The 19,653-nt window shown below is 48.8% G+C and carries 17 protein-coding genes; 13 read left to right on the top strand and 4 right to left on the bottom strand.

What is annotated here, in order from left to right:
• Positions 1 to 13 precede the first annotated feature (13 nt).
• From FPG75_RS15950 to FPG75_RS26250, 3 genes are all read left to right on the top strand, one after another.
• The gene (locus tag FPG75_RS15950) at positions 14 to 1,153 is read left to right on the top strand and encodes an AhpC/TSA family protein (RefSeq protein ID WP_143307848.1); all 1,140 of its coding nucleotides are present in this window, start codon (positions 14 to 16) and stop codon (positions 1,151 to 1,153) included.
• A 128-nt stretch (positions 1,154 to 1,281) separates the two neighbouring features.
• Positions 1,282 to 1,641 carry a BlaI/MecI/CopY family transcriptional regulator gene (locus FPG75_RS15955; protein WP_143307849.1) on the top strand — a complete coding sequence of 120 codons (360 nt, stop codon included), beginning with the start codon at positions 1,282 to 1,284 and terminating at the stop codon, positions 1,639 to 1,641.
• Between the two features lie 80 nt (positions 1,642 to 1,721).
• Positions 1,722 to 3,455, top strand: coding sequence for a TonB-dependent receptor plug domain-containing protein (locus FPG75_RS26250; RefSeq protein WP_143307850.1), 1,734 nt, complete (start codon positions 1,722 to 1,724; stop codon positions 3,453 to 3,455).
• A gap of 104 nt (positions 3,456 to 3,559) precedes the next feature.
• Here FPG75_RS26250 and FPG75_RS15965 read toward each other — a convergent pair whose 3' ends face one another.
• The gene (locus FPG75_RS15965) at positions 3,560 to 4,618 is read right to left on the bottom strand and encodes a formylglycine-generating enzyme family protein (protein WP_143307851.1); all 1,059 of its coding nucleotides are present in this window, start codon (positions 4,616 to 4,618) and stop codon (positions 3,560 to 3,562) included.
• Between the two features lie 220 nt (positions 4,619 to 4,838).
• Here FPG75_RS15965 and FPG75_RS15970 point away from each other — a divergent pair, with 220 nt between their 5' ends.
• Entirely contained in the window at positions 4,839 to 6,200 is a 1,362-nt protein-coding gene (locus FPG75_RS15970; protein WP_143307852.1) for a GH1 family beta-glucosidase, read from the top strand.
• 208 nt (positions 6,201 to 6,408) lie between these two features.
• Here the strand turns inward: FPG75_RS15970 and FPG75_RS15975 are convergent, their stop codons facing one another.
• Positions 6,409 to 7,650 carry a hypothetical protein gene (locus FPG75_RS15975; RefSeq protein WP_143307853.1) on the bottom strand — a complete coding sequence of 414 codons (1,242 nt, stop codon included), beginning with the start codon at positions 7,648 to 7,650 and terminating at the stop codon, positions 6,409 to 6,411.
• Positions 7,651 to 7,667: 17 nt separating this feature from the next.
• Positions 7,668 to 8,963 carry a DUF4270 family protein gene (locus tag FPG75_RS15980; RefSeq protein WP_143307854.1) on the bottom strand — a complete coding sequence of 432 codons (1,296 nt, stop codon included), beginning with the start codon at positions 8,961 to 8,963 and terminating at the stop codon, positions 7,668 to 7,670.
• A 247-nt stretch (positions 8,964 to 9,210) separates the two neighbouring features.
• On the opposite strand from FPG75_RS15980, the gene FPG75_RS15985 reads away from it, so the two are divergent.
• The 5 genes from FPG75_RS15985 to FPG75_RS16005 all read left to right on the top strand — a co-directional run bounded on the left by FPG75_RS15985 (position 9,211) and on the right by FPG75_RS16005 (position 13,937).
• Complete coding sequence (locus tag FPG75_RS15985) at positions 9,211 to 10,203, top strand: Kelch repeat-containing protein (protein ID WP_143307855.1); 993 nt, start codon at positions 9,211 to 9,213, stop codon at positions 10,201 to 10,203.
• A complete protein-coding gene (locus FPG75_RS15990; protein WP_161596822.1) occupies positions 10,196 to 10,537 on the top strand; it encodes a DUF4907 domain-containing protein in 342 nt (113 codons plus the stop codon). Before FPG75_RS15985 ends, FPG75_RS15990 begins: the two co-directional genes overlap by 8 nt.
• A 165-nt stretch (positions 10,538 to 10,702) precedes the next feature.
• Entirely contained in the window at positions 10,703 to 11,971 is a 1,269-nt protein-coding gene (locus FPG75_RS15995; RefSeq protein WP_143307857.1) for a sensor histidine kinase, read from the top strand.
• Positions 11,968 to 12,678, top strand: a complete 711-nt coding sequence (locus FPG75_RS16000; RefSeq protein WP_143307858.1) for a LytR/AlgR family response regulator transcription factor — start codon at positions 11,968 to 11,970, stop codon at positions 12,676 to 12,678. Before FPG75_RS15995 ends, FPG75_RS16000 begins: the two co-directional genes overlap by 4 nt.
• 131 nt (positions 12,679 to 12,809) lie before the next feature.
• On the top strand, positions 12,810 to 13,937 hold the full coding sequence (locus FPG75_RS16005) for a cysteine desulfurase family protein (RefSeq protein ID WP_143307859.1): 1,128 nt from the start codon (positions 12,810 to 12,812) through the stop codon (positions 13,935 to 13,937).
• Positions 13,938 to 13,999: 62 nt separating this feature from the next.
• Here the strand turns inward: FPG75_RS16005 and glmM are convergent, their stop codons facing one another.
• Positions 14,000 to 15,382 (bottom strand): phosphoglucosamine mutase, encoded by a 1,383-nt coding sequence (glmM, locus tag FPG75_RS16010; RefSeq protein WP_143307860.1) that lies wholly within the window; start codon positions 15,380 to 15,382, stop codon positions 14,000 to 14,002.
• 181 nt (positions 15,383 to 15,563) lie between these two features.
• Here glmM and FPG75_RS16015 point away from each other — a divergent pair, with 181 nt between their 5' ends.
• From FPG75_RS16015 to FPG75_RS16030, 4 genes are read left to right on the top strand one after another with little or no spacing between them, the layout of a single operon-like run.
• The gene (locus FPG75_RS16015) at positions 15,564 to 17,588 is read left to right on the top strand and encodes an LTA synthase family protein (RefSeq protein WP_161596823.1); all 2,025 of its coding nucleotides are present in this window, start codon (positions 15,564 to 15,566) and stop codon (positions 17,586 to 17,588) included.
• Between the two features lie 3 nt (positions 17,589 to 17,591).
• Positions 17,592 to 18,344: a class I SAM-dependent methyltransferase gene (locus FPG75_RS16020; protein ID WP_143307862.1), complete on the top strand. Its 753-nt coding sequence runs from the start codon at positions 17,592 to 17,594 to the stop codon at positions 18,342 to 18,344.
• Complete coding sequence (locus FPG75_RS16025; protein ID WP_143307863.1) at positions 18,338 to 18,916, top strand: phosphatase PAP2 family protein; 579 nt, start codon at positions 18,338 to 18,340, stop codon at positions 18,914 to 18,916. Before FPG75_RS16020 ends, FPG75_RS16025 begins: the two co-directional genes overlap by 7 nt.
• Positions 18,913 to 19,647, top strand: coding sequence for a ZIP family metal transporter (locus FPG75_RS16030; protein WP_143307864.1), 735 nt, complete (start codon positions 18,913 to 18,915; stop codon positions 19,645 to 19,647). The genes FPG75_RS16025 and FPG75_RS16030 overlap by 4 nt, the downstream gene beginning before the upstream one ends.
• Positions 19,648 to 19,653: the final 6 nt, after the last annotated feature.

A 19,653-nucleotide genomic window follows, 5' to 3' on the forward strand; every position in this document is an offset into this window, starting at 1 on the left:
AAAAGAGAGTTCAATGAAAAAATTGATTGCAGGAGCCGCTTTATTGCTGCCGGCAATGCTCATTGCCCAGGATAAAAAAGCCACCAATGCCAGCAAGCCGTTCACCATACAGGGAACTATTTCCCAACAACAGAAACCGGCTAAAATATTCATCCGCATGCGTAAAGCCGGTGAAGGCGTTACGGACAGCGCAGAAGTAAAAGATGGCAAATTCGTTTTGCACGGTAACCTGGAAGAGCCTACCATGGCCAGTTTGATGCTGGTGCAACAAGGAGGTAACAAATCCGTTTCCATGGGCCGCGATATGTTGGCGGTATTCCTCGACAAAGGCATCACCACCATCACCACTACCGATTCTATCAGCAAGGCTACTGTATCAGGTTCCAAAGCCAGCGATGATTTCAAAAAACTGAACGACCAGCTGAAAGATGTAAATACCAAGGCTGCCGCTTTGCAGAAAGAATACCGTGAATTGGCCGCCAGGAAAGATGAAGAGGGCATCAAGAAACTTGAGCCTCGCTTCGATGAGCTGGATGCAGAAGAGAAAAAGATTGAGCGCGATTTCCTCTTAGCCAATCACACATCGCCCATCGCGATGTATGTGCTGAACCAGGTAGCGGGTTACGAAATCGATCCTAAAGAAGTAACACATTTATATAAGAAGCTGAGCAAGGAAGCGAAGAGCTCTCCCTCTGGCAAGGAGTTCGCCAAAAGGCTGGAATCCGCGAAGAAAACGGCTGTAGGTCAGCCGGCGCTGGAATTTTCACAGGAAGATGCCAGTGGTAAAAATGTGTCGCTGGCTTCGTTCCGCGGCAAATATGTGCTGGTGGATTTCTGGGCCAGCTGGTGCGGCCCCTGCCGGGCTGAAAACCCCAATGTAGTAAAGGCTTACAGCAAGTTCAAAGATAAAGGTTTCGATATCCTGAGCGTATCGCTGGATGATAAGAGAGAGAAATGGCAGGCTGCCGTAACCGCCGACAGCCTCACCTGGACGCATGTTTCCGACCTGAAAGGCTGGAAAAACGCCGCTGCCGAGTTGTATGGCATCCGCGCTATCCCGCAAAACGTGCTGATCGATCCGAAAGGCAAGATCGTAGCCAAAAACCTGCGTGGCGATGCCCTGGAGAAAAAACTGGAAGAAGTACTGCAATAAGCAGTAAGTTATAAGTCAAAGCCATGAGGGCGGAGGTGATGACCTCCGCCCTTTTTTATGAAAAAAAATTTGGTGTTCTACGAAAACTTCGTAGATTTACGAAACAATCGTAGTTTAAACTTCATCATATGGAAAAGCTTACCCAACAGGAAGAGGCAGCTATGCTGGCTATCTGGAAAGTGGGAAAAGGCCTGGTAAAAGACTTTCTGGAAGTGCACATTGCTCCTGCGCCGCCCTATACTACATTAGCGTCTACCATCAAGAACCTGGAAAAGAAAGGTTTTGTGGAGAGCCGCAAGGTGGGTAACGTATACGAATACACGCCGCTGATGGAAGAGGCGGCTTATAAGAAGAAGTTCATGAATAGCTTCGTGAAAGACTATTTTGAAAACTCTTATAAAGAATTGGTGTCTTTTTTTGCCAAGGAGAAAAAGATCAGCCCGGATGACCTGAAAGAGATCATTCACATGATAGAGAAAGGAAAATAAAATAAGAAAATAAAAAAATAGATAAATAACCAAATCAAAAAATCCGTAAATCCGTAAATCAAAAAATCCATAAATCTACTATGGTACCAGCTGTGTTAATATACCTGTTGAAAGCAAATATCGCGCTCACGCTTTGTTTTCTGGCATACAGGTTTGGGTTGCGCCGTCTTACATTCTATACGCTCAACAGGGTGTTTCTGTTGGCCGGGATTATTTGCGCTGCTGTTTTTCCGTTGATCGATATCAATGATTTTATCAACAGGCACGAACAGATAGCGGGAGAGGTGCTCGTGTACATACCGGATTTCGAGGCCTGGAAAAGAACGGCGCAGCCGGCCTTTAACTGGTGGGACCTGCTGGTATATACTTTCTGGGCTGGTGTAACGGTAATGGCTATACGGTTTTTAGTGCAGCTGCTATCCTTATGGAAGATACACCGGTCCGCTGTTCCCGGCGAGATCGGCGAGGTGCGTGTGAAGCTGCTGGATCAGCCGGTGAATCCTTTTTCTTTTTTTCGTTCGATATACATCAATCCTTCCCTGCATGCGCCGGAAGAACTACCGGCCATCCTGCGCCATGAAAGCGTGCATGTGCGCCAGTGGCATAGCCTGGATGTGGTGCTGGGAGAGCTGAACAATATTTTCTACTGGTTCAATCCGGGCGCCTGGCTGATGAAAACAGCCATCCGTGAGAACCTTGAGTTTATTACTGACCGCTACCTCTTGAAACAGGGAGTGGATAAAACAGCTTATCAGTACAACCTTTTAAAAGTAAGTGGGATCCCATATGCGACGGCCATCGCAAACAATTTCAATTTCTCACATCTTAAAAACAGGATCATCATGATGAACAAGAAGCATTCATCAGGCTATCAGATAATGCGTTACCTGGTACTCGGCGCTGTTGTAGGCGCAGCGGTACTTTCGCTTAACTACAGCAAGGCAGCTTCCGCTACTTTGGTGAATGGTATTTTCCATCGCGACAGTATACCGGAAGTGGCAGCACCACCTGTGCCTCCGCCGCCACCGCCGGCTCCCGCTCGCCCGCCCAAAGTGAAAGCAGGACACATCAACACGCCACCTGTCCCTACGCCGCCACCGCCGCCGTCATCACCATCACCGGCAGTGTTGAGCTTGAAAGCAGATTCCCTTCCTAATAACATCGTGTGCGTGCTCGATGGCAAAAGAGTAGACCGTGCCGCCATCGAGGCACTGGCGCCCGTTTCCATCGAAAGCATGAGCGTGTACAAAGCCGGTAAAGGCAAGTTGGCGCCTGTGAGCGAGGAGCTGATCCGCAAATATGGTAAGGACGTTGAGAATGGGTTGATAATGGTGACAACAAAAGATCAGAAAGAAAGCGGTGTTGCTACCCACACTTACAGTTATTACAGTGCGGGCGGACGCGGCGACAGCGTTTCCAATGTAATTGTCGCCAATGGCTCAGGTACTATTACCGGCAATACGCAAAACACATTTTCACGGGCGGAAAGGGGCCAGGGCAGCGTTTCTACGTATACCTACGTCACCAGGCAAGAGGGAGACCAGGTGACCATTATCGACGACCATCAGCCCAACAATAATGGCAATGCCAGCATCAAACTCAGAAACGCCACCGGAAAAGATCCTTTGTTCGTTGTCGATGGCAAACCTGCTGGGCGCGGTATCCTGAGCCACCTCAACGTAGCGGATATTGAATCCATGAGCGTACTGAAAGATAAATCTGCCGCCGCACTTTACGGCGATGCCGGCAAAAATGGTGTGATACTGATCACCACCAAAAACGGCAAGAAAGCGACAGAAACGAAGGAACAATAAAATTACGACGCAGACCCTTCCGCCATGAAGAAGATGCAACACTCGTAACAATAAAGGCCCCGCAACGCGGGGCCTTTATATCAATAACGTAAACGTATATACGGCTATTTTTTAGCATCCAGGGATTTCGCACAGCGGAAACCCAGGTTAGCAAGGCCCGACTCCGGCGTGGTCTTCATCCTGGCGGATACCCGGTAGCCACGGCAATACTCATCACTGCACATAAAAGAACCGCCACGTATCACATGCTTCTCCTGACCGGGATCGGCAGGGTCAAAGCCTTTGGCAGGGCCGCCGGGATTGTTTACCCCCTTTTCACACTGCGTATAATAATTGGCATCATACCAATCGCTGCACCATTCCCATACGTTACCGGACATATCATAGAGCTGATAACCATTAGGGCTATACGATTTTACAGGAGCGGTGCCGTAAAAGCCGTCTGTTTTAGTATTGCGATAAGGGAAATTTCCATTCCAGGTATTGGCTTTGGGCTTGCCGGTGGTGAGTGCTTCATCGCCCCAGGGATATAGCTGATGCTGTAGGCCGCCACGGGCGGCATATTCCCATTCCGCCTCTGTGGGTAAGCGCTTGCCGGCCCATTTGGCATAAGCCTGTGCATCTTCCCAGGATACCTGCGTAACAGGGTGCTGCGCTCTGTCTTTTATATCACTGCCCGGTCCTTCCGGATGCTGCCAGCTGGCGCCCGCCACAAAGCTCCACCAGCGTGAAACATCATCAAAAGGCACTGCATGATCCGGCGGGGTGAACACCAGCGCACCTGCCGCCAGCAGGCTGCTGTCGGGCTCCGGTGAGCCGGGAGGCAGGCTTTTCATCAGCTCTTCTTTCGTAATAGGTTTTTCTGCTGTGGTAACATAGCCGGTGGCGGTTACAAAGGCGGCAAATTCTGCGTTGGTTACCTCGTGCTCATCCAGCAGGAAACTATCCACATGCACGGTATGCGTTGGATATTCATCGGGCATACCGGTGCTGTCGTCCGCTCCCATGCTGAAACTGCCGCCAGGTATCATCACCATATGATTCAGTGTATCCGTTGGCGTTGTAATACTTTCCTTCGTTGCCCGCGACCGGCTGCCGCAGGCCGCCAGGGCGCCTATTCCCAGGAGTATGCTGATATTAATGAAATGTTTAGTTCTTGCCATTATGTTTGTTCTTAGGATCATCTCAAAAGTAATAAAAATGAAGCGGGGTATTATAATACTTTACTTTGGCCGGCGTCGACTATATTTATCAGACCATTACCTGTTCCGGCTCATCGTCCCTTGAGCGCCTTAACAATTTCATAATTATTTTTTTACGTAAAGTGTTGTAAACTGCAGGTTGTTACCGGCCGCCTATGCGTCCGGCATATTTGGTTCGCTTATGCAACAACCGGCTATACCCTTTACGCGCAAGGATTTTGGTGATGATTTTTTATGGGGGGTAACAATTTCCGCTTTTCAAAATGAAGGCGCCTTCCTCGAGGATGGTAAAGGCCCTTCTATCTGGGATACATTCACCAACCGTAAAGGTAAGATCAAAGACAAGAGCCATGCGCAGGTAGCCTGCGATTTCTACACACGTTACACCCAGGATATACTGCTGGCCAAGCTGCTTGGCTTTTCCGTTTTCCGTTTTTCATTGTCGTGGTCGCGCATCATGCCCAAAGGCACCGGCGCTGTAAACCAGGCGGGTATTGACTTCTACCACCGCGTGATAGATGCCTGCCTTGAGCTTGGCCTCGAGCCTTATGTAACCCTCTATCATTGGGACCTGCCACAGGCGCTGGAACACAAAGGTGGTTGGTGCCATCGCGGTGTTGTATTTGCATTTGAAGAATTTACCCGCATCTGCATCCGTGAATACGGTAACAAAGTGCGCAACTGGATCATCCTCAACGAGCCCTTTGGCTTCACTGCCCTGGGTTATATGCTGGGCGTACACGCGCCGGGGAAATTCGGGCTCTCTTATTTTCTGCCTGCTGTGCATCACGCGGTGCTGGCGCAATCGGGCGCTGCGCGCGTGATCAGGGAAGAACAGAGAAACGCCAACATCGGCACTACTTTTTCCTGCTCGCATATCATCCCTTATACGAGTAATGAACCCGACCTGTATGCGGCCAAAAGAGCGGACGCGCTTTTCAACCGTCTTTTCATAGAACCCTCGCTAGGCCTGGGTTATCCCGTGGACGACTTCCCCCTGCTAAAACGTATTGAACGCCGCTACGCACTGTGGCGCGATTGGGATAAAATGCCTTTCGACTACGATTTCATCGGCATCCAGAACTATTTTCCACTGGTAGTAAAATACAATGCATTTATGCCGGTGATAAAGATATCTGAGGTGAAGCCGCGCTACCGCAATGTGCCGGTAACCAGCCTTGGATGGGAGATCAATGGCGATGGCCTTTACCAGGTACTGAAAAAATTCGCGGCCTATGAAGGCGTCAAAAAGCTGATCGTAACAGAAGGCGGCGCCGCCTTTCCCGATATCCCCGATCATGATGGCCGCATCCACGATACGGACCGCATTCAATATTTCCAGGAATACCTCTCCGGCGTGCTCAAAGCCAAACGCGAAGGCGTCCCCGTCGATGGCTATTTCGCCTGGACCCTCACCGATAACTTCGAATGGGCCGAAGGCTACCGTGCCCGCTTCGGCCTGGTGCATATCAACTTCGATACACAGCAAAGAATCATCAAAGACTCCGGATATTGGTTCAAGGAGTTTTTAAAGGAGGGATGAACGCGAAGGTTGTCTGGCTCAGGATTTAATGATTGAAAGGATTACCAGGATTTTTATCTACAGGATTTATAAAGATTAAAAAAAGATTCGCGAAGACCATTTCGAGTTGATCTCCGCGAATCTTTTTTTTAATCTTTATAAATCCTGTAGATAAAAATCCTGGTAATCCTTTCAATCATTAAATCCTGAGCCAGACAACCTTCGCGACTTACATTTCCTTCCGCTTCAGGAACCACAGGTCTCTCAGGCTGAAATTGAATACGGCGTTGATGTAATTTTCTTTGATCAGGCTGTTGGCGCTGGTGCCGCGCTGGCCGGCTTCGAGGCCGATGTAGTAGCGCAGCTGGCCATTTTTGCTTGGCATGGAAACGCCGAGTGTACCAGACATGTCTCTTATCTTGGTGCCGTTGATCACCAGCGGAGATTGATTATAGCTGAAGCCCGCCTGGAAGGTTTTGCCTTCTATGGTTTGATTGTAGTATTTACGTTTGAGAGCATATTCTATACCGGTGGAATAGCGTTGTCCATCCTGGTAGTAATAGCCGGAACCCTTGATGTTTTGCGTGTTCCACAATGTATGACGGTAATCCGCCACCCAGGTGAACGTACCGTTGCTGATAGAGATACCGCCTGCATATTCCGCTGGTAAAGTGAAATACTGCGGGTCCATTTGTTTGGTGAAAAGGACTTGCTGATCCTGGTCAACGATATTGAGTTTCTCCTGTAACTTCAATTTGGTGGGAAAGCGGTAAGTGCCGCCCAGTCCCAGTTGCCAGTCTTTACTCAGTTTGCCGGTATATTGTGCGCCTGTTGTAAAGTTAGGTTTGAAAGTATAGGCATTGTGTTGTGTGAAAAGTGAATCGGAGCCGATGGATTGCGCTACGTTCATCGGGCCGAAGAGGAATCCGGTGGATACGCCCACAGAGAAATTTTTGGTGAGCTTGAATCCATTGGAGATATAGGCTCTGTTGAGGCCGCCGGTGCCGGTGGTGGATGCTGTTACGGCATTGCCGGTACCTGTGAGGTATTGTGTGCTGAGCAATTTATAATCGATGGTAGAGAACGGGGAGATGCCTGCGCTGATCCCCCAGAATTTGGCCGCTTTGAAGCCGAGTGCCAGGCGCTTGAAATTGATGTCCCCCGCGGTTTGTGAAATATTATTGCCAACGTAGTTGATAGATTGTGCGCGGATAGATACATCCAGCATAAAGTTTTGCATGGGCAGGCCACTGTAGGAGGCCGGATTCAGTTCGTTGAGATAGCTGTAAGGACGGGCAGCAACGCCGGTGCTGCTCAACCCGAAGTTACGGCTGTAATCCCTTGTTTCCAGATCACCGATGCCATAGGCAGAATAGATGGAGTTGAGGCCGTGCTGTGCACTGGCTTTGCTGGTGCATAGTAACAGCAACAAGAGGCCGCTGCATAAACCTGTATATATTTTTATCCGCATGATACTTGACAGTTGATCTATTTATAAAGCAGATAATAGACCTGGATTTTAATTTTGTTTTTAGCGTTTTGCTGATCCCCGATGACGAGCCTGTCCAGTATGGTTCTGCCGCTGGGTGTCAGCATCAGGCCACGGGCATTGTAATCAGTGGTACTCAGCTGTGCATTAAAATAGTTGGTGATATCGTAACTGTAATAGGTATGTTCGTTATAGAGATTATCTACCACAAGACTGCCATAGGAGAGGGTATCTATGATGGCGTTGGTCTTGTCGGCCTCGCACAGCGCCAGTCTGGGCGGAAGGCGATAGTTGAGATAACTGCCGCGGATAGGCTCCACTGTTAACAGCACTTTCATGATCTTGACGTATTGCCCTAACTGCAACATATTTTTCAGGTAGGGAATATCTATTCGTGTAGCCGTTCCCGTGATCGTCTGCATGTAACCGGTATTGCCGGTGGCGGCGCTGGGAAGTTGCTTTACCGTATTGTTGAAGCCCGCTATGGCAGTGCCGGTGCGGTCATACTTCACCTGGTTGAATTGCAGGTTGTTGCCGGTAAGTTTGAAATCCACATATTTCACCGTGGTGATGAGTTCATTGATATGATAGTACAGACGCATGTACAGGCTGGAATCCTTTGCGTTGAAACCCGTTACCGTATTGCTTTGCGGGCCGGGCTGAAGGCTCAGGCCCTTGAAAAATTCCAGGAAGGTATTGGAGGCGGTGATATCCGGGCTTTTATCCCGCAGCATGGAAAACAGCTGACTGCCCAGCGCATCCGACATTTTTACGGAAATAGTTTTGTCGGTATTGGGCCGTATCATACCAGTGAAACTGCCTATGGGAGTGCTTTCTGTACTAAAGCTGCTTTTATTGTAAAAGGAATAAACGCCTGTTGGCAGCTGCATGTTCTGGGTGATGCGGTACACGCGGAAGTCTTGCGGCGCCAGCGTATCACCTACGGCGTAACCATTTGTGTTCATGATGAGCGCCATAGAATCGTATTGTGATCCGTAGGTGGGAATATTAAACGAAGTAGGTGGGGCGATCTGGAAGAAAGAGGAAGTGGTGATCTTGCCGAAGAGCGGATCATTGTTCTGGCCCAGCAATACGGCGCCCAAGCCGGAAGTGGCCACGGAATCGTATTGTATGCTGTTCATCTTCACGGTGAGCGTATCGCTGAGGATATAGTCTGCCTGTTGATCACCTCCTCCGATATTATCGTAAGTAAATCCTGTCTTTGAACAGGAGGTGAACAGTACTGCCAGCAGTACTGTGAAACAGGTGGTGATCCTATGTAACATATGGTTCATGGTGCGCAATTTTAGACAGGATCGATACTTGCAGTTGATTTAATATGCCAACAGGTTAAATTCATCGACGAATTACTGGATATGTTCTATATGCGCGCCAATAGCGGCATTAGAGGGATTATAGGCGAAAGATTACTACTGGCAGATGAAAAAGGGGTATCTGTCAGTTAAAAAGAAGGGAATATCTATTTCCTGTTTGCCGGAATGCTGCTACGGATAATTTTGGCAGCAGTAAAAGAATTTGTAAATGCGATATTTCAAAGGTTATAGTTTATTGTTGATCGCCTCACTGGTGGCATGCTCCAAGGACAACACCTCCACTACCAGAATAGGCAACTGGATCAAGCGTTCCGAATTTGAAGGCGTGGCCAGGAGCGGGGCTGCCTCTTTTGTGATTGATAATAAAGCATACGTAGGAACCGGCTTTGACGGCACTAACAGGTTGCAGGATTTCTGGGTATATGATGTGGATCTGAACCAGTGGACACAACGTGCCGCTTTCACCGGCTCCGGCCGCAATGGCGCAGTAGGCTTTGCCGCTGCCGGCAAAGGCTATGTGGGCACGGGTTACGACGGACAAAACCGGCTGAACGATTTTTATCAATACGATCCAGCCGCCAATACCTGGACCCGCAAAGCTGACTTCGCCGGCACCGCCCGCTTTGGCGCTGTATCATTTGCGTTGAAAGACCAGGGCTATATCGCCACCGGTTATGATGGCAACTGGCTCAAAGATAACTGGAGATACGATCCCGGTACCAACACCTGGACACAGGCTGAAAGCCTCAACAGTGGCAAGCGTCAGGACGCCTCCAGCTTTGTGATCAATAACAGGGCCTACGTTTGTATGGGCACTGCCAACTCTACTTTCATCACCGACTTCTATGCTTACGATGCCGATAGCGCCCATTGGATCACGCTCCGGCCTATCGATAACATCAATCAAACCTATGATGCTGCCTATAACTTCAAAGGCAGTGGCGCCGCTTCCTTTGCGATGAAAGGTAAAGGCTATATCGCCACCGGCACCAAAGGCGCCTTGTCAACAGCAGTATGGGAATACGATCCCACCACCGATCTCTGGAACCAGAAAACAGATTTTGAAGGCGCTGCCCGTAGCGGCGCTACCGGCTTCACGGTGAAAGACCGCGGCTTCGTGGTGCTGGGAGTGAGCTCCGGCCAGCCTTTCGACGATCTCTATGAATTTGATCCCAATGCTGCATATAACAAAAATGACTAAACGTAATCTGCTCATCATCGCGGGTATTGCCTTGCTGATATTGGCGATCCTGTTCCGTAAACCAACAACTGTTTCAGCAGATAAAAGTTCCGGCGCTATGATGGCCGTTGCGGTGGAACCCTTTGCCATCAATGGCGGATGGGGCTACAAAGTAAATATGGACGGCCACACCTATATCTACCAGGACGTTATTCCAGGCATTCAGGGAAACCATGTTTTTCGTTCCAAAGAGGAAGCGGTGCGCGTCGGAAATGCAGTAGTAGCAAAGCTGTCGAAGCACCAGATACCATCTATGAGCGAGGAGGAACTGCGGCAGATGAACATAAATTTTTAGATCAAAACTTACCACGCACAATGCTGTTCCCGGCTTCGTGCGTGGTATTAAATTTTAACAGCATTTTATTTGCTTTTTTGATTTTAACAAACCCTTAAAAAGGATTAACACAGTTTAACACAAGTATAACCCTAAGTGCTGTAAGTTTATCGCATAAATAAAAGAATGCGTTTTAAACAGATCATCAAGAAACGTCCCGTACTCATAGGCCTGCATGTTCTTGCATGGGTTTGTTTCTTGTTCATGCCTTTTTTTATTTACAGGATTCAGATTTTACATAAAGGATTCTTTTTAAAAGAACTGATCGACAATCTCTTTCTGATCGGTATTTTCTATCTCAACATTTACGTGCTGATACCACGTTTCTTTAACGGAAAGAAGATCGCGGTTTATATCACCAGCATTGGCGTAGTGCTGGTATTGATCACGATGCAACAGGCGGCGCTGGATTACTATTTTTTCAGAAACTTTTTCCCGCGGGCATTTGCGGTAAGAGTGGATAAAAAAATAAGAGGAGAAGTAACATCTTTTGATGCCAGGCCGTTACACCATCGCAACCACTTATTTGTTTCCCGCGATGATATCCCGCCACCGGAGCCTATGACCGACGTTAACGTTGCACATACCTCCTCGGGCACAGTGGTGATCCAGCAGGGTAGCAACTTACGGCATAACGGCATCGCGGTGGCAGCGCCGGAGCTATTCGAAAAGCCTCCTTTTCTGGAATACCTTTTCTTTCCGGAAGTGCTGCGTCGGTCCGGCTTCTTCGCCTTGCTCATGTTGTTCATGAGCGGCTTTATCAAAATCGCACTGGAATGGTTCAAAAGCGAAAAACAAAGGGAGGAGCTGAAAGTAGAGAAACTGGATGCGGAATTAAAATTTTTAAAGTCACAGATTAATCCTCACTTCCTTTTTAACTGTCTTAATACCATTTATTCATTGGCGCATAAGCGATCCACACAAACGGAACATGCTATCCTGAAGTTATCGACCATTATGCGCTATATGATCTATGAGTCTAATGAAGCGAAAGTGAGGCTGTCACAGGAATTGAAATACCTGGAAGATTATATAGATATCCAACGTTTGCGCTTGTCGAAAGATATCCCGATACAGTACCGGGTGAGCGGGGAACCGGAAGGGCTGCTCATAGAACCCATGCTGCTGGTGCCTTTCGTGGAGAATGCTTTCAAACATGGGATCAGTTACACCGAAGATTCCTTCATTGCCATAGATATCGCGATCTCGGAAAATATGATAAGACTGACCGTCAGGAACAGCCACTTCAAAGAACGCGTTGCCGAAAGAGGTGGTATTGGCCTTCAGAATGTATTAAAAAGACTGGAAATGCTTTATGCCGGCGAGCATGAAGTAAGCATCCAGGAAACGGAAAACCAATTTATTGTTGATCTTAAACTAGTGTTGAAAAAATGATAAAGTGTATTGCAGTGGATGATGAACCACTCGCGCTCGAGATCATAGAGGACTACATCCGGAAAGTCCCTTTCCTTACACTGGCAGGCAAATTTGAAAATGCTGCAACAGCATTGCGCTTCATCCAGGATGAACCTGTGGACCTGGTATTTCTGGATATCAAGATGCCCGATATCACCGGCATCCAGTTCCTGAAATCCCTCAAATACCCGCCCATGGTCATCTTTACCACTGCCTATGGCGAATATGCCCTGGATGGTTTCAACCTCGATGTGGTAGATTACCTGCTCAAGCCCGTTCCCTTCGAACGTTTCCTGAAAGCCGCCGCCAAAGCCAGCGAAGCCTTTTCTGCCCATCAACAGAAAACCGGCAACGCCGAAGCCGCCTGGCTCAATGATTACATCTTCATTAAAACAGAGTACAAGATCATCAAGATCAACCTGGAAGATATCCTGTTCATAGAAGCACTCAAAGACTATACGAAAATCTATACACAAGTACAACCTGTGCTCACGCTGCGCAGCCTTAAATCTTTCGAAACCCGTTTGCCAGCCGATAAATTTATCCGCGTGCACCGCTCCTATCTTGTATCCCTCAATAAGATCAATTCGGTAGAGAAGAATACGGTCATGATCGCCAATCAATCCATCCCCATCAGTGATGGCTATAGGGACAGGTTTTACGATATGATCAATAAAAATTCATAATTACGGATTACGAATTAAGAATTACGGATTTGTGGGGAGATCATTTCATCTCCCCACAAATCCGTAATTCTTAATTCGTAATCCGTAATTATGAATTTTTTCGGAACTTTGGTTATCAAAAACCAACCGCATTGGAAAGAATATATTTTGACAACGCAGCCACTACAGCGCTGGACCCGGCAGTATTGGAAGCCATGCTGCCCTATATGACCGAAAAATTCGGAAACCCTTCCTCTATCTATTCCTATGGACGGGAATCCAGACTCGGTATCGAAAATGCACGTAAATCCGTAGCCAGGATACTCAACGCACATCCCGGAGAGATATTTTTTACCTCCGGTGGCACCGAAAGTAGCAACACCGCTATCAATGCGGCAGTAAAAGACCTGGGATGCAAACACATCATCTCCTCGCCGATCGAGCACCACGCTACCCTTCATACGGTAGAATACCTGCACCATCACAATGGCATTGCCCTCTCTTTTGTAAAACTGCTGCCCGATGGGCATATTGACCTCGATCACCTGCGCGAACTGCTCCAGGGCTCCAAAGAAAGAAGCCTGGTAACGCTCATGCATGCCAATAACGAGATCGGTAACCTGCTCGACCTCCAGGCTGTAGGCGCCCTCTGTAAAGAGTTTGACGCCATCTTCCACTCCGACACCGTGCAAACCGTAGGGCACTATCCCTTCGATCTGCGCAATACACCGGTACACTTCATCACCGGCGCCGGCCACAAGTTTCATGGCCCTAAAGGAGTAGGTATCCTCTACATCAACGAGAACGTGAAGATAGCGCCCTTCATCCAGGGGGGCAGCCAGGAACGCAACATGCGCGCCGGCACCGAAAACCTCTACGGTATCATCGGCTTTGCCAAAGCGCTGGAACTGGCCACTGCACAGTATGAAGAGCATAGCCAATACATCAACGGCCTCCGTTTGTACATGGCCGAACAACTGGAAAAACACATCCCCGGTGTTACTTTCAACGGCGACCTCCGCGGCCGCAGTCTGTATACCGTGCTGAATGCGTCTTTCCCGAAATCAGAGAAAAGTGAAATGATCCTGTTCAACCTGGACATCAACGGCATATGCGCCTCCGGCGGCAGTGCCTGTACCTCCGGCGCCAACGCAGGTTCCCATGTGATACGCGCCATCAACAGCAATCCTAACCAGATCGCCGTACGTTTCTCCTTCTCCAAGAACAACACAAAAGAAGAAGTGGATAAAGTGATCGAAAAGCTGAAAGAGCTGATCTGAAATCGCTATAAATAAAGAAGGCCCGCCATATGGCGGGCCTTCTTTATTTATAGCGATTGAGCTTAGTGCATAAATTCCTTGATGTCCTGCATGATACGCTTCGCGATATTATCCGCGGTGGTCTCATTCTGGCTCTCGGCATAGATACGGATGATGGGCTCTGTATTGGAAGTACGGAGGTGTACCCAATCTTTTTCAAATTCTATCTTCAGGCCGTCTTCTGTATTGATCGGCTGATTTTTGTATTTGCCTTTGATCTTTTCGAAGATCGTTTTCACATCTACGCCTTTGTCCAGCTCTATTTTATTTTTAGAGATGAAATAATCAGGGTAGCTGTTACGCAGCGCTTTGATATTTTTCTTGCTATGCGCCAGGTGGCTGAGGAACAGGCCGATGCCGATGAGTGCATCGCGGCCGTAGTGCAGGTCAGGAACAATGATGCCGCCATTGCCTTCTCCGCCGATCACCGCCTGTACTTCTTTCATCTTCTTCACTACGTTCACTTCGCCCACAGCAGAAGGAGCGTAGGTACCGCCATGTTTCAGGGTAACATCTTTCAGTGCTTGTGTGGAAGACAGGTTAGATACCGTGTTGCCTTTTCTTTTGCTGAGCACATAGTCTGCAACGGCCACCAGGGTATATTCTTCGCCGAACATGCTGCCATCTTCACAAACGAAGCAGAGACGGTCTACATCCGGATCTACCGCGATGCCCAGGTCGGCTTTGGATTTGTTTACTTCGTTGGACAGGGCCGTGAGGTTTTCAGGCAGCGGCTCAGGGTTGTGGCTGAACTTACCATTCACTTCACCGAAGAGCACTTCCACTTCTTCCACGCCCAGGGCTTTGAGCAGGGCAGGAACGAAGATCGCGCCGGTAGAGTTCACCGCATCTACTACCACTTTGAACTGACGTTTCTTAATAGCAGGAACATCTACCAGTGGATAGTTCACGATCAGGTCGATGTGTTTCTGTAAATAGGAATCGTCTTGTGTGTAGGCGCCGAGCTTGTTCACGTCGGCGAAGTTGAAATCCTCGCTGGCAGCGATTTCCAGCAGCTGTGCGCCGTCTTCGCCGGAGATGAACTCGCCTTCGCTATTCAGCAGTTTCAGCGCGTTCCATTCTCTTGGATTGTGGCTGGCAGTGAGGATGATACCGCCTGCGGCGTTCTCCATCTTCACAGCGATTTCTACAGTAGGCGTAGTGGAAAGTCCGAGGTCTACTACATCAATGCCTAATCCATTCAGGGTGGATACTACCAGGTTTTTCACCATTTCGCCGGAAATGCGGCCGTCACGGCCAATCACCACTTTACGGTTCTCGGTCTGGCGCGTAAGCCAGGTGCCGTAAGCAGCCGTGAATTTTACCACATCAACGGGAGAAAGCCCCTCGCCAGGCTTGCCGCCTATGGTTCCGCGAATACCGGATATCGATTTGATCAGTGCCACAATATTCTTTTTTTAAAGGAAGGCAAATATAAAAAAATCCATGCCAGATTTCCTAATTAGTAAATTGTAACGTGTGCTTCCCGCCGCAGAGCCGGAAGCTCCAGCCTATTTAGGCAACAACACTAATAAGTAAATGACTATATTTGCAGCTACGCTTTTAAAAAAACAGCTATACGTTACAATGCAATATTCCTGGAAGAATATACCCCGGTATATTCGTTATGTGCTTGTTCAAACGCTCTATCTCTTCCTGCTGATGGTGTTGTTCAGAGTCGTTTTTTACCTGTTTTTCTTCAAGACGACGATCACTGACAGCGCCGTAATCAGTAAAGCCTGGTACCTCGGACTGAAATTCGATCTGCGTCTTACCCTGATATTGATCGTGCCCATTGCGGCCATGGCACTCATTTCCAGGAATAATTTCTTTGTGTCGAAAGGACTGCGGCGCGTTAATCTCACCTATCTCTTTATCGTCTATCTCTTACTCACCTTATTATATATACTCGACCTCGGTCATTACGATTACCTCGGCCTGCGCCTCGACCCTTCCATTCTGCGTTTCCTGGCGAAGGGCGAACGTGCCGACAATGCCCGCATGGTATGGCAAAGCTATCCGGTGGTGCGTGGTACACTGGCCATCGTGGTATTCCTGTTCCTGGTGTACCGCCTGCAAAAGCGCACCTGGAACCGCTTTGCGGCGCAGCCGGTCGTCTACCTGCGCAACTGGCCTTTCACCAGCTACGTGATTGCGATGGTATTGCTCACCGCTGGCGGCATCTATGGCAACTTCGCCTATTTCCCGCTGCGCTGGAGCCAGGCCATGTTCACCCGCGATAATGGCGTGACCAGCCTGGGACTCAATCCCATCCTGTATTTCGTGTCTAACCTCTCCGTCAAGGGAGATACCTTCGATCTGCAGCAGACCCAAAAATATTATCCGTATGCTGCCAGCTACCTGCGGGTAGATAGCGCCGATGTGAATAAACTGAATTATGTGCGTACCATCCCCGGTGATGCGGCCCGCCCCAAACTCAATGTGGTGCTGGTAATGCTGGAATCCACCGGCGCGGCGCCCACCAGCATGTACGGCAATCCCATGCAGGCTACGCCCAATATGAAGCGACTGGCCGATAGCGGCATCCTCTTCAAAAATTTTTACGTGCCCGCCATCAGCACCGCCAAAACAGTGTTTGGCGTTACCACCGGCCTGCCCGATGTAACCAGCGTGAAAACAGCCAGCCGTCATCCCAAGATGCTCGATCAGCGCATCATAATGGACCAGTTCAAAGGATACCACAAATATTACCTGCTCGGTGGAAACACCAACTGGGCCAATATCCGCGCAGTATTCACCAACAACGTAGAGGGGGTGAAGATATTTGAAGAAGGTTATTACAAAGCTGCAAAGGCTGATGTATGGGGCGTTTCGGACTATGATCTCGTTACCGAGGCCAGCGCCGTGTTCAAAGAAGCCAATGACAAGAAAGAACCTTTTGTGGCTTTCCTGCAACTGGCAGATAACCATCCGCCTTATACCACTACCAGCGGTGCCGGCGACTTCAAGCCATTGAAAGAAAAAGATATCGATATGAACAAATTCAAAAAATCAGGATTTGTTTCCATCGACCAGTTCAATGCGCTCCGCTACGAAGATTATAATGTGGGGCATCTTATCGATATGGCCAGGAAAGACGGCTACCTGGATAACACCGTCTTTATGTTCTTCGGAGATCATAACTGCGTGCTCAATCCGTACAGCTTCATGCCGCTGCCGGAATATGAAATGGCTACCGGCGGCGTGCACGTGACCGCATTCATGTACAGTCCGCAACATGTAAAACCAGAAGTGGTAACTACTCCCGGCAGCTTGCTGGACGTATATCCTACGATGGCCAGCCTGGTGGGCATGCCTTACCGCAACTACACCATGGGCGTGAACCTGTTCGATAGTACCCGCGCTGATAACAAATATGTTTTCATCACTTATGTGCGCAACCAGCAGCCTTATTATGCCATGATGGGCAACCGCTACCTGTACGAAGTGAACTTCAAAACCAACGCTACCGCCTTGTACGACCTGCAGCAGGACCCGATGAAAAACGTACAGGCACAACAGGCCGACACCGCAAAATATCTGGATAATTTAACACGCGGGTTTTATGAAAGCACGCGATATTTGATGTTTAACAATAAAAAACAGCAGTAATCAGTGGAAGCAGAAAAGTTATGGTTTAAGGACTGGTTCAATTCTCCCTACTATCACCTGTTATATAATAACCGCGATGAAAGGGAGGCTGCTGCATTCATTGACAAGCTGCTGGCCTATCTTCAGCCGCCGCCGGGCGCGCTGATGCTGGATGTGGCCTGTGGAAAAGGCCGTCATGCCAAATACCTGGCAGATAAAGGCTATAATGTTACCGGCATCGATCTTTCCATCGAGAGCATCAATGCGGCGAAGAAACTGGAAAATGAGCACCTGAGCTTCTTTCAGCACGATATGCGTTTGCCTTTCCGCATCAATTATTTTGATGTGGTATACAATTTCTTCACAAGCTTCGGTTACTTTGATACCCGGCGCGATAACGACAATGCCCTGCGTACGCTGAAGAACGCCCTCAAGCCGGAAGGCAAGCTGGTACTGGATTATCTCAACAGCAAATATGTGGCGGCGCACCTGGTGAAAGATGAGGTGAAGGAGAAAGATCATGTGGTGTTTGATATCAAGAGAGAGCTGAAAGACAAGAAGTTTTTAAAACAGATCAATATACTGGATAAGGAGAAACTGCGGCGCGCCACTTTTACCGAGAGCGTGAATGCCTTTACCAGGGAGGATTTTGAAGTAATGTTTGCCCGTCAGGGTCTTGTTATAACGGAAATATTCGGCGATTATCATTTTAACAGCTATGATGAGCTGCGTTCGCCACGCCTGATCATCGTGGCTACAAAATCAAAGCCATGCTAGATAGCATCCTTCGGGGGGATTTAAGATTATTTTTTCATATCAACGGACAATGGCACAACGCGTGGCTGGATGTGCTCATGCCGTTCCTGCGGGAGCCTTTTGTATGGGCGCCCCTGTACCTGTTCCTGGCCCTTTTCATCACGATCAATTATGGATGGAGAGGTTTCTTCTGGATCGTTTTCTTCCTGGTCACCTTTGCTATTTCCGACCAGGTGAGCCTGTTCCTCAAAGAGTCGATCGGCCGTGTGCGGCCCTGCCGCGATCCGATCGTATCGCACTATGCGCGGGTGCTGGTGGTGTATTGCCCGATGAGCGGCAGTTTCACCTCTAACCATGCTGCCAATCATTTTGCGCTGGCTACATTTTGTTTCTTAACTTTAAAATCAGCTTTTGGCCGTTACGCCTGGCTATTCTTCGTTTGGGCAGCATCGATTGCCTATGCGCAGGTATATGTAGGGGTGCACTATCCACTGGATGTTTTCGGTGGCGCCGTGTTAGGCCTTCTTGTAGGGCTGCTGAGCGGTAGTTTCTTTAAACGCCGCATAAGACTGGAGCCTGAACTTGCATCATGAACTGGAACTATCTGATACTGGTATTGGTGGCTACCATTGCCGGAGGGGTGATCCCCATGACGGTAAAGCGTATACACGCCAATTTCTCTATTTACCTGCTGGCCTTTACGGGCGCCTTTCTCTTTGGTGTTACCATCATGCACCTGCTGCCCGAAGTGTATCATGAACTGGGGCACAGCGCCGGCATCTACATCGTGATAGGTTTTTTCCTGCAGGTATTTTTGCAGCAGCTTTCACACGGGATGGAGCACGGGCATACGCACCTGCCCACCGCGCAGCACCATCATCATATTGCCGTAACGCCTTTGCTGCTGGGCCTTTCCATCCATGCATTCATGGAGGGTATCCCGCTGGGATTCCGGTATGATGATCAGTCGGCCCTGCCTTCGCTCATGCTGGGGGTAGCGGCGCACAAGATACCGGAGGCGCTTACACTCATCACGGTGATGATGCATGCTAACAAGCAACGTTCGCAGCTGTGGCGCATCCTCATTGTATTTGCGCTGGTAACGCCGCTGGCGGCCGTGCTGGCAGGATGGCTGGGCAGCCGTTTTGAAGTGGTATCCCATTATCTCCTGTATCTCGTGGCTTTGGTGATCGGCGCTTTCCTGCATATTTCTACCACCATCTTTTATGAGAGTGGTACAAAACATCATGAACTCAGTAGCCGTAAGGTATTGGCGATAGCGGCAGGGCTTGTTCTTGCATTTCTTACCCTGGTATTTGAATAATTTTTT

The sequence above is a fragment of the Chitinophaga vietnamensis genome (assembly GCF_902167635.1).
In the GTDB taxonomy this organism is placed as follows: Bacteria; Bacteroidota; Bacteroidia; order Chitinophagales; family Chitinophagaceae; genus Chitinophaga; species Chitinophaga vietnamensis.

Bases quoted from the DNA above. Each gene is read 5' to 3' on its own strand.
- FPG75_RS15950 (WP_143307848.1), top strand. From the start codon at position 14: ATGAAAAAATTGATTGCAGGAGCCGCTTTATTGCTGCCGGCAATGCTC.
- FPG75_RS15955 (WP_143307849.1), top strand. From the start codon at position 1,282: ATGGAAAAGCTTACCCAACAGGAAGAGGCAGCTATGCTGGCTATCTGG.
- FPG75_RS26250 (WP_143307850.1), top strand. From the start codon at position 1,722: ATGGTACCAGCTGTGTTAATATACCTGTTGAAAGCAAATATCGCGCTC.
- FPG75_RS15965 (WP_143307851.1), bottom strand. From the start codon at position 4,618: ATGGCAAGAACTAAACATTTCATTAATATCAGCATACTCCTGGGAATA.
- FPG75_RS15970 (WP_143307852.1), top strand. From the start codon at position 4,839: ATGCAACAACCGGCTATACCCTTTACGCGCAAGGATTTTGGTGATGAT.
- FPG75_RS15975 (WP_143307853.1), bottom strand. From the start codon at position 7,650: ATGCGGATAAAAATATATACAGGTTTATGCAGCGGCCTCTTGTTGCTG.
- FPG75_RS15980 (WP_143307854.1), bottom strand. From the start codon at position 8,963: ATGAACCATATGTTACATAGGATCACCACCTGTTTCACAGTACTGCTG.
- FPG75_RS15985 (WP_143307855.1), top strand. From the start codon at position 9,211: ATGCGATATTTCAAAGGTTATAGTTTATTGTTGATCGCCTCACTGGTG.
- FPG75_RS15990 (WP_161596822.1), top strand. From the start codon at position 10,196: ATGACTAAACGTAATCTGCTCATCATCGCGGGTATTGCCTTGCTGATA.
- FPG75_RS15995 (WP_143307857.1), top strand. From the start codon at position 10,703: ATGCGTTTTAAACAGATCATCAAGAAACGTCCCGTACTCATAGGCCTG.
- FPG75_RS16000 (WP_143307858.1), top strand. From the start codon at position 11,968: ATGATAAAGTGTATTGCAGTGGATGATGAACCACTCGCGCTCGAGATC.
- FPG75_RS16015 (WP_161596823.1), top strand. From the start codon at position 15,564: ATGCAATATTCCTGGAAGAATATACCCCGGTATATTCGTTATGTGCTT.
- FPG75_RS16025 (WP_143307863.1), top strand. From the start codon at position 18,338: ATGCTAGATAGCATCCTTCGGGGGGATTTAAGATTATTTTTTCATATC.
- FPG75_RS16030 (WP_143307864.1), top strand. From the start codon at position 18,913: ATGAACTGGAACTATCTGATACTGGTATTGGTGGCTACCATTGCCGGA.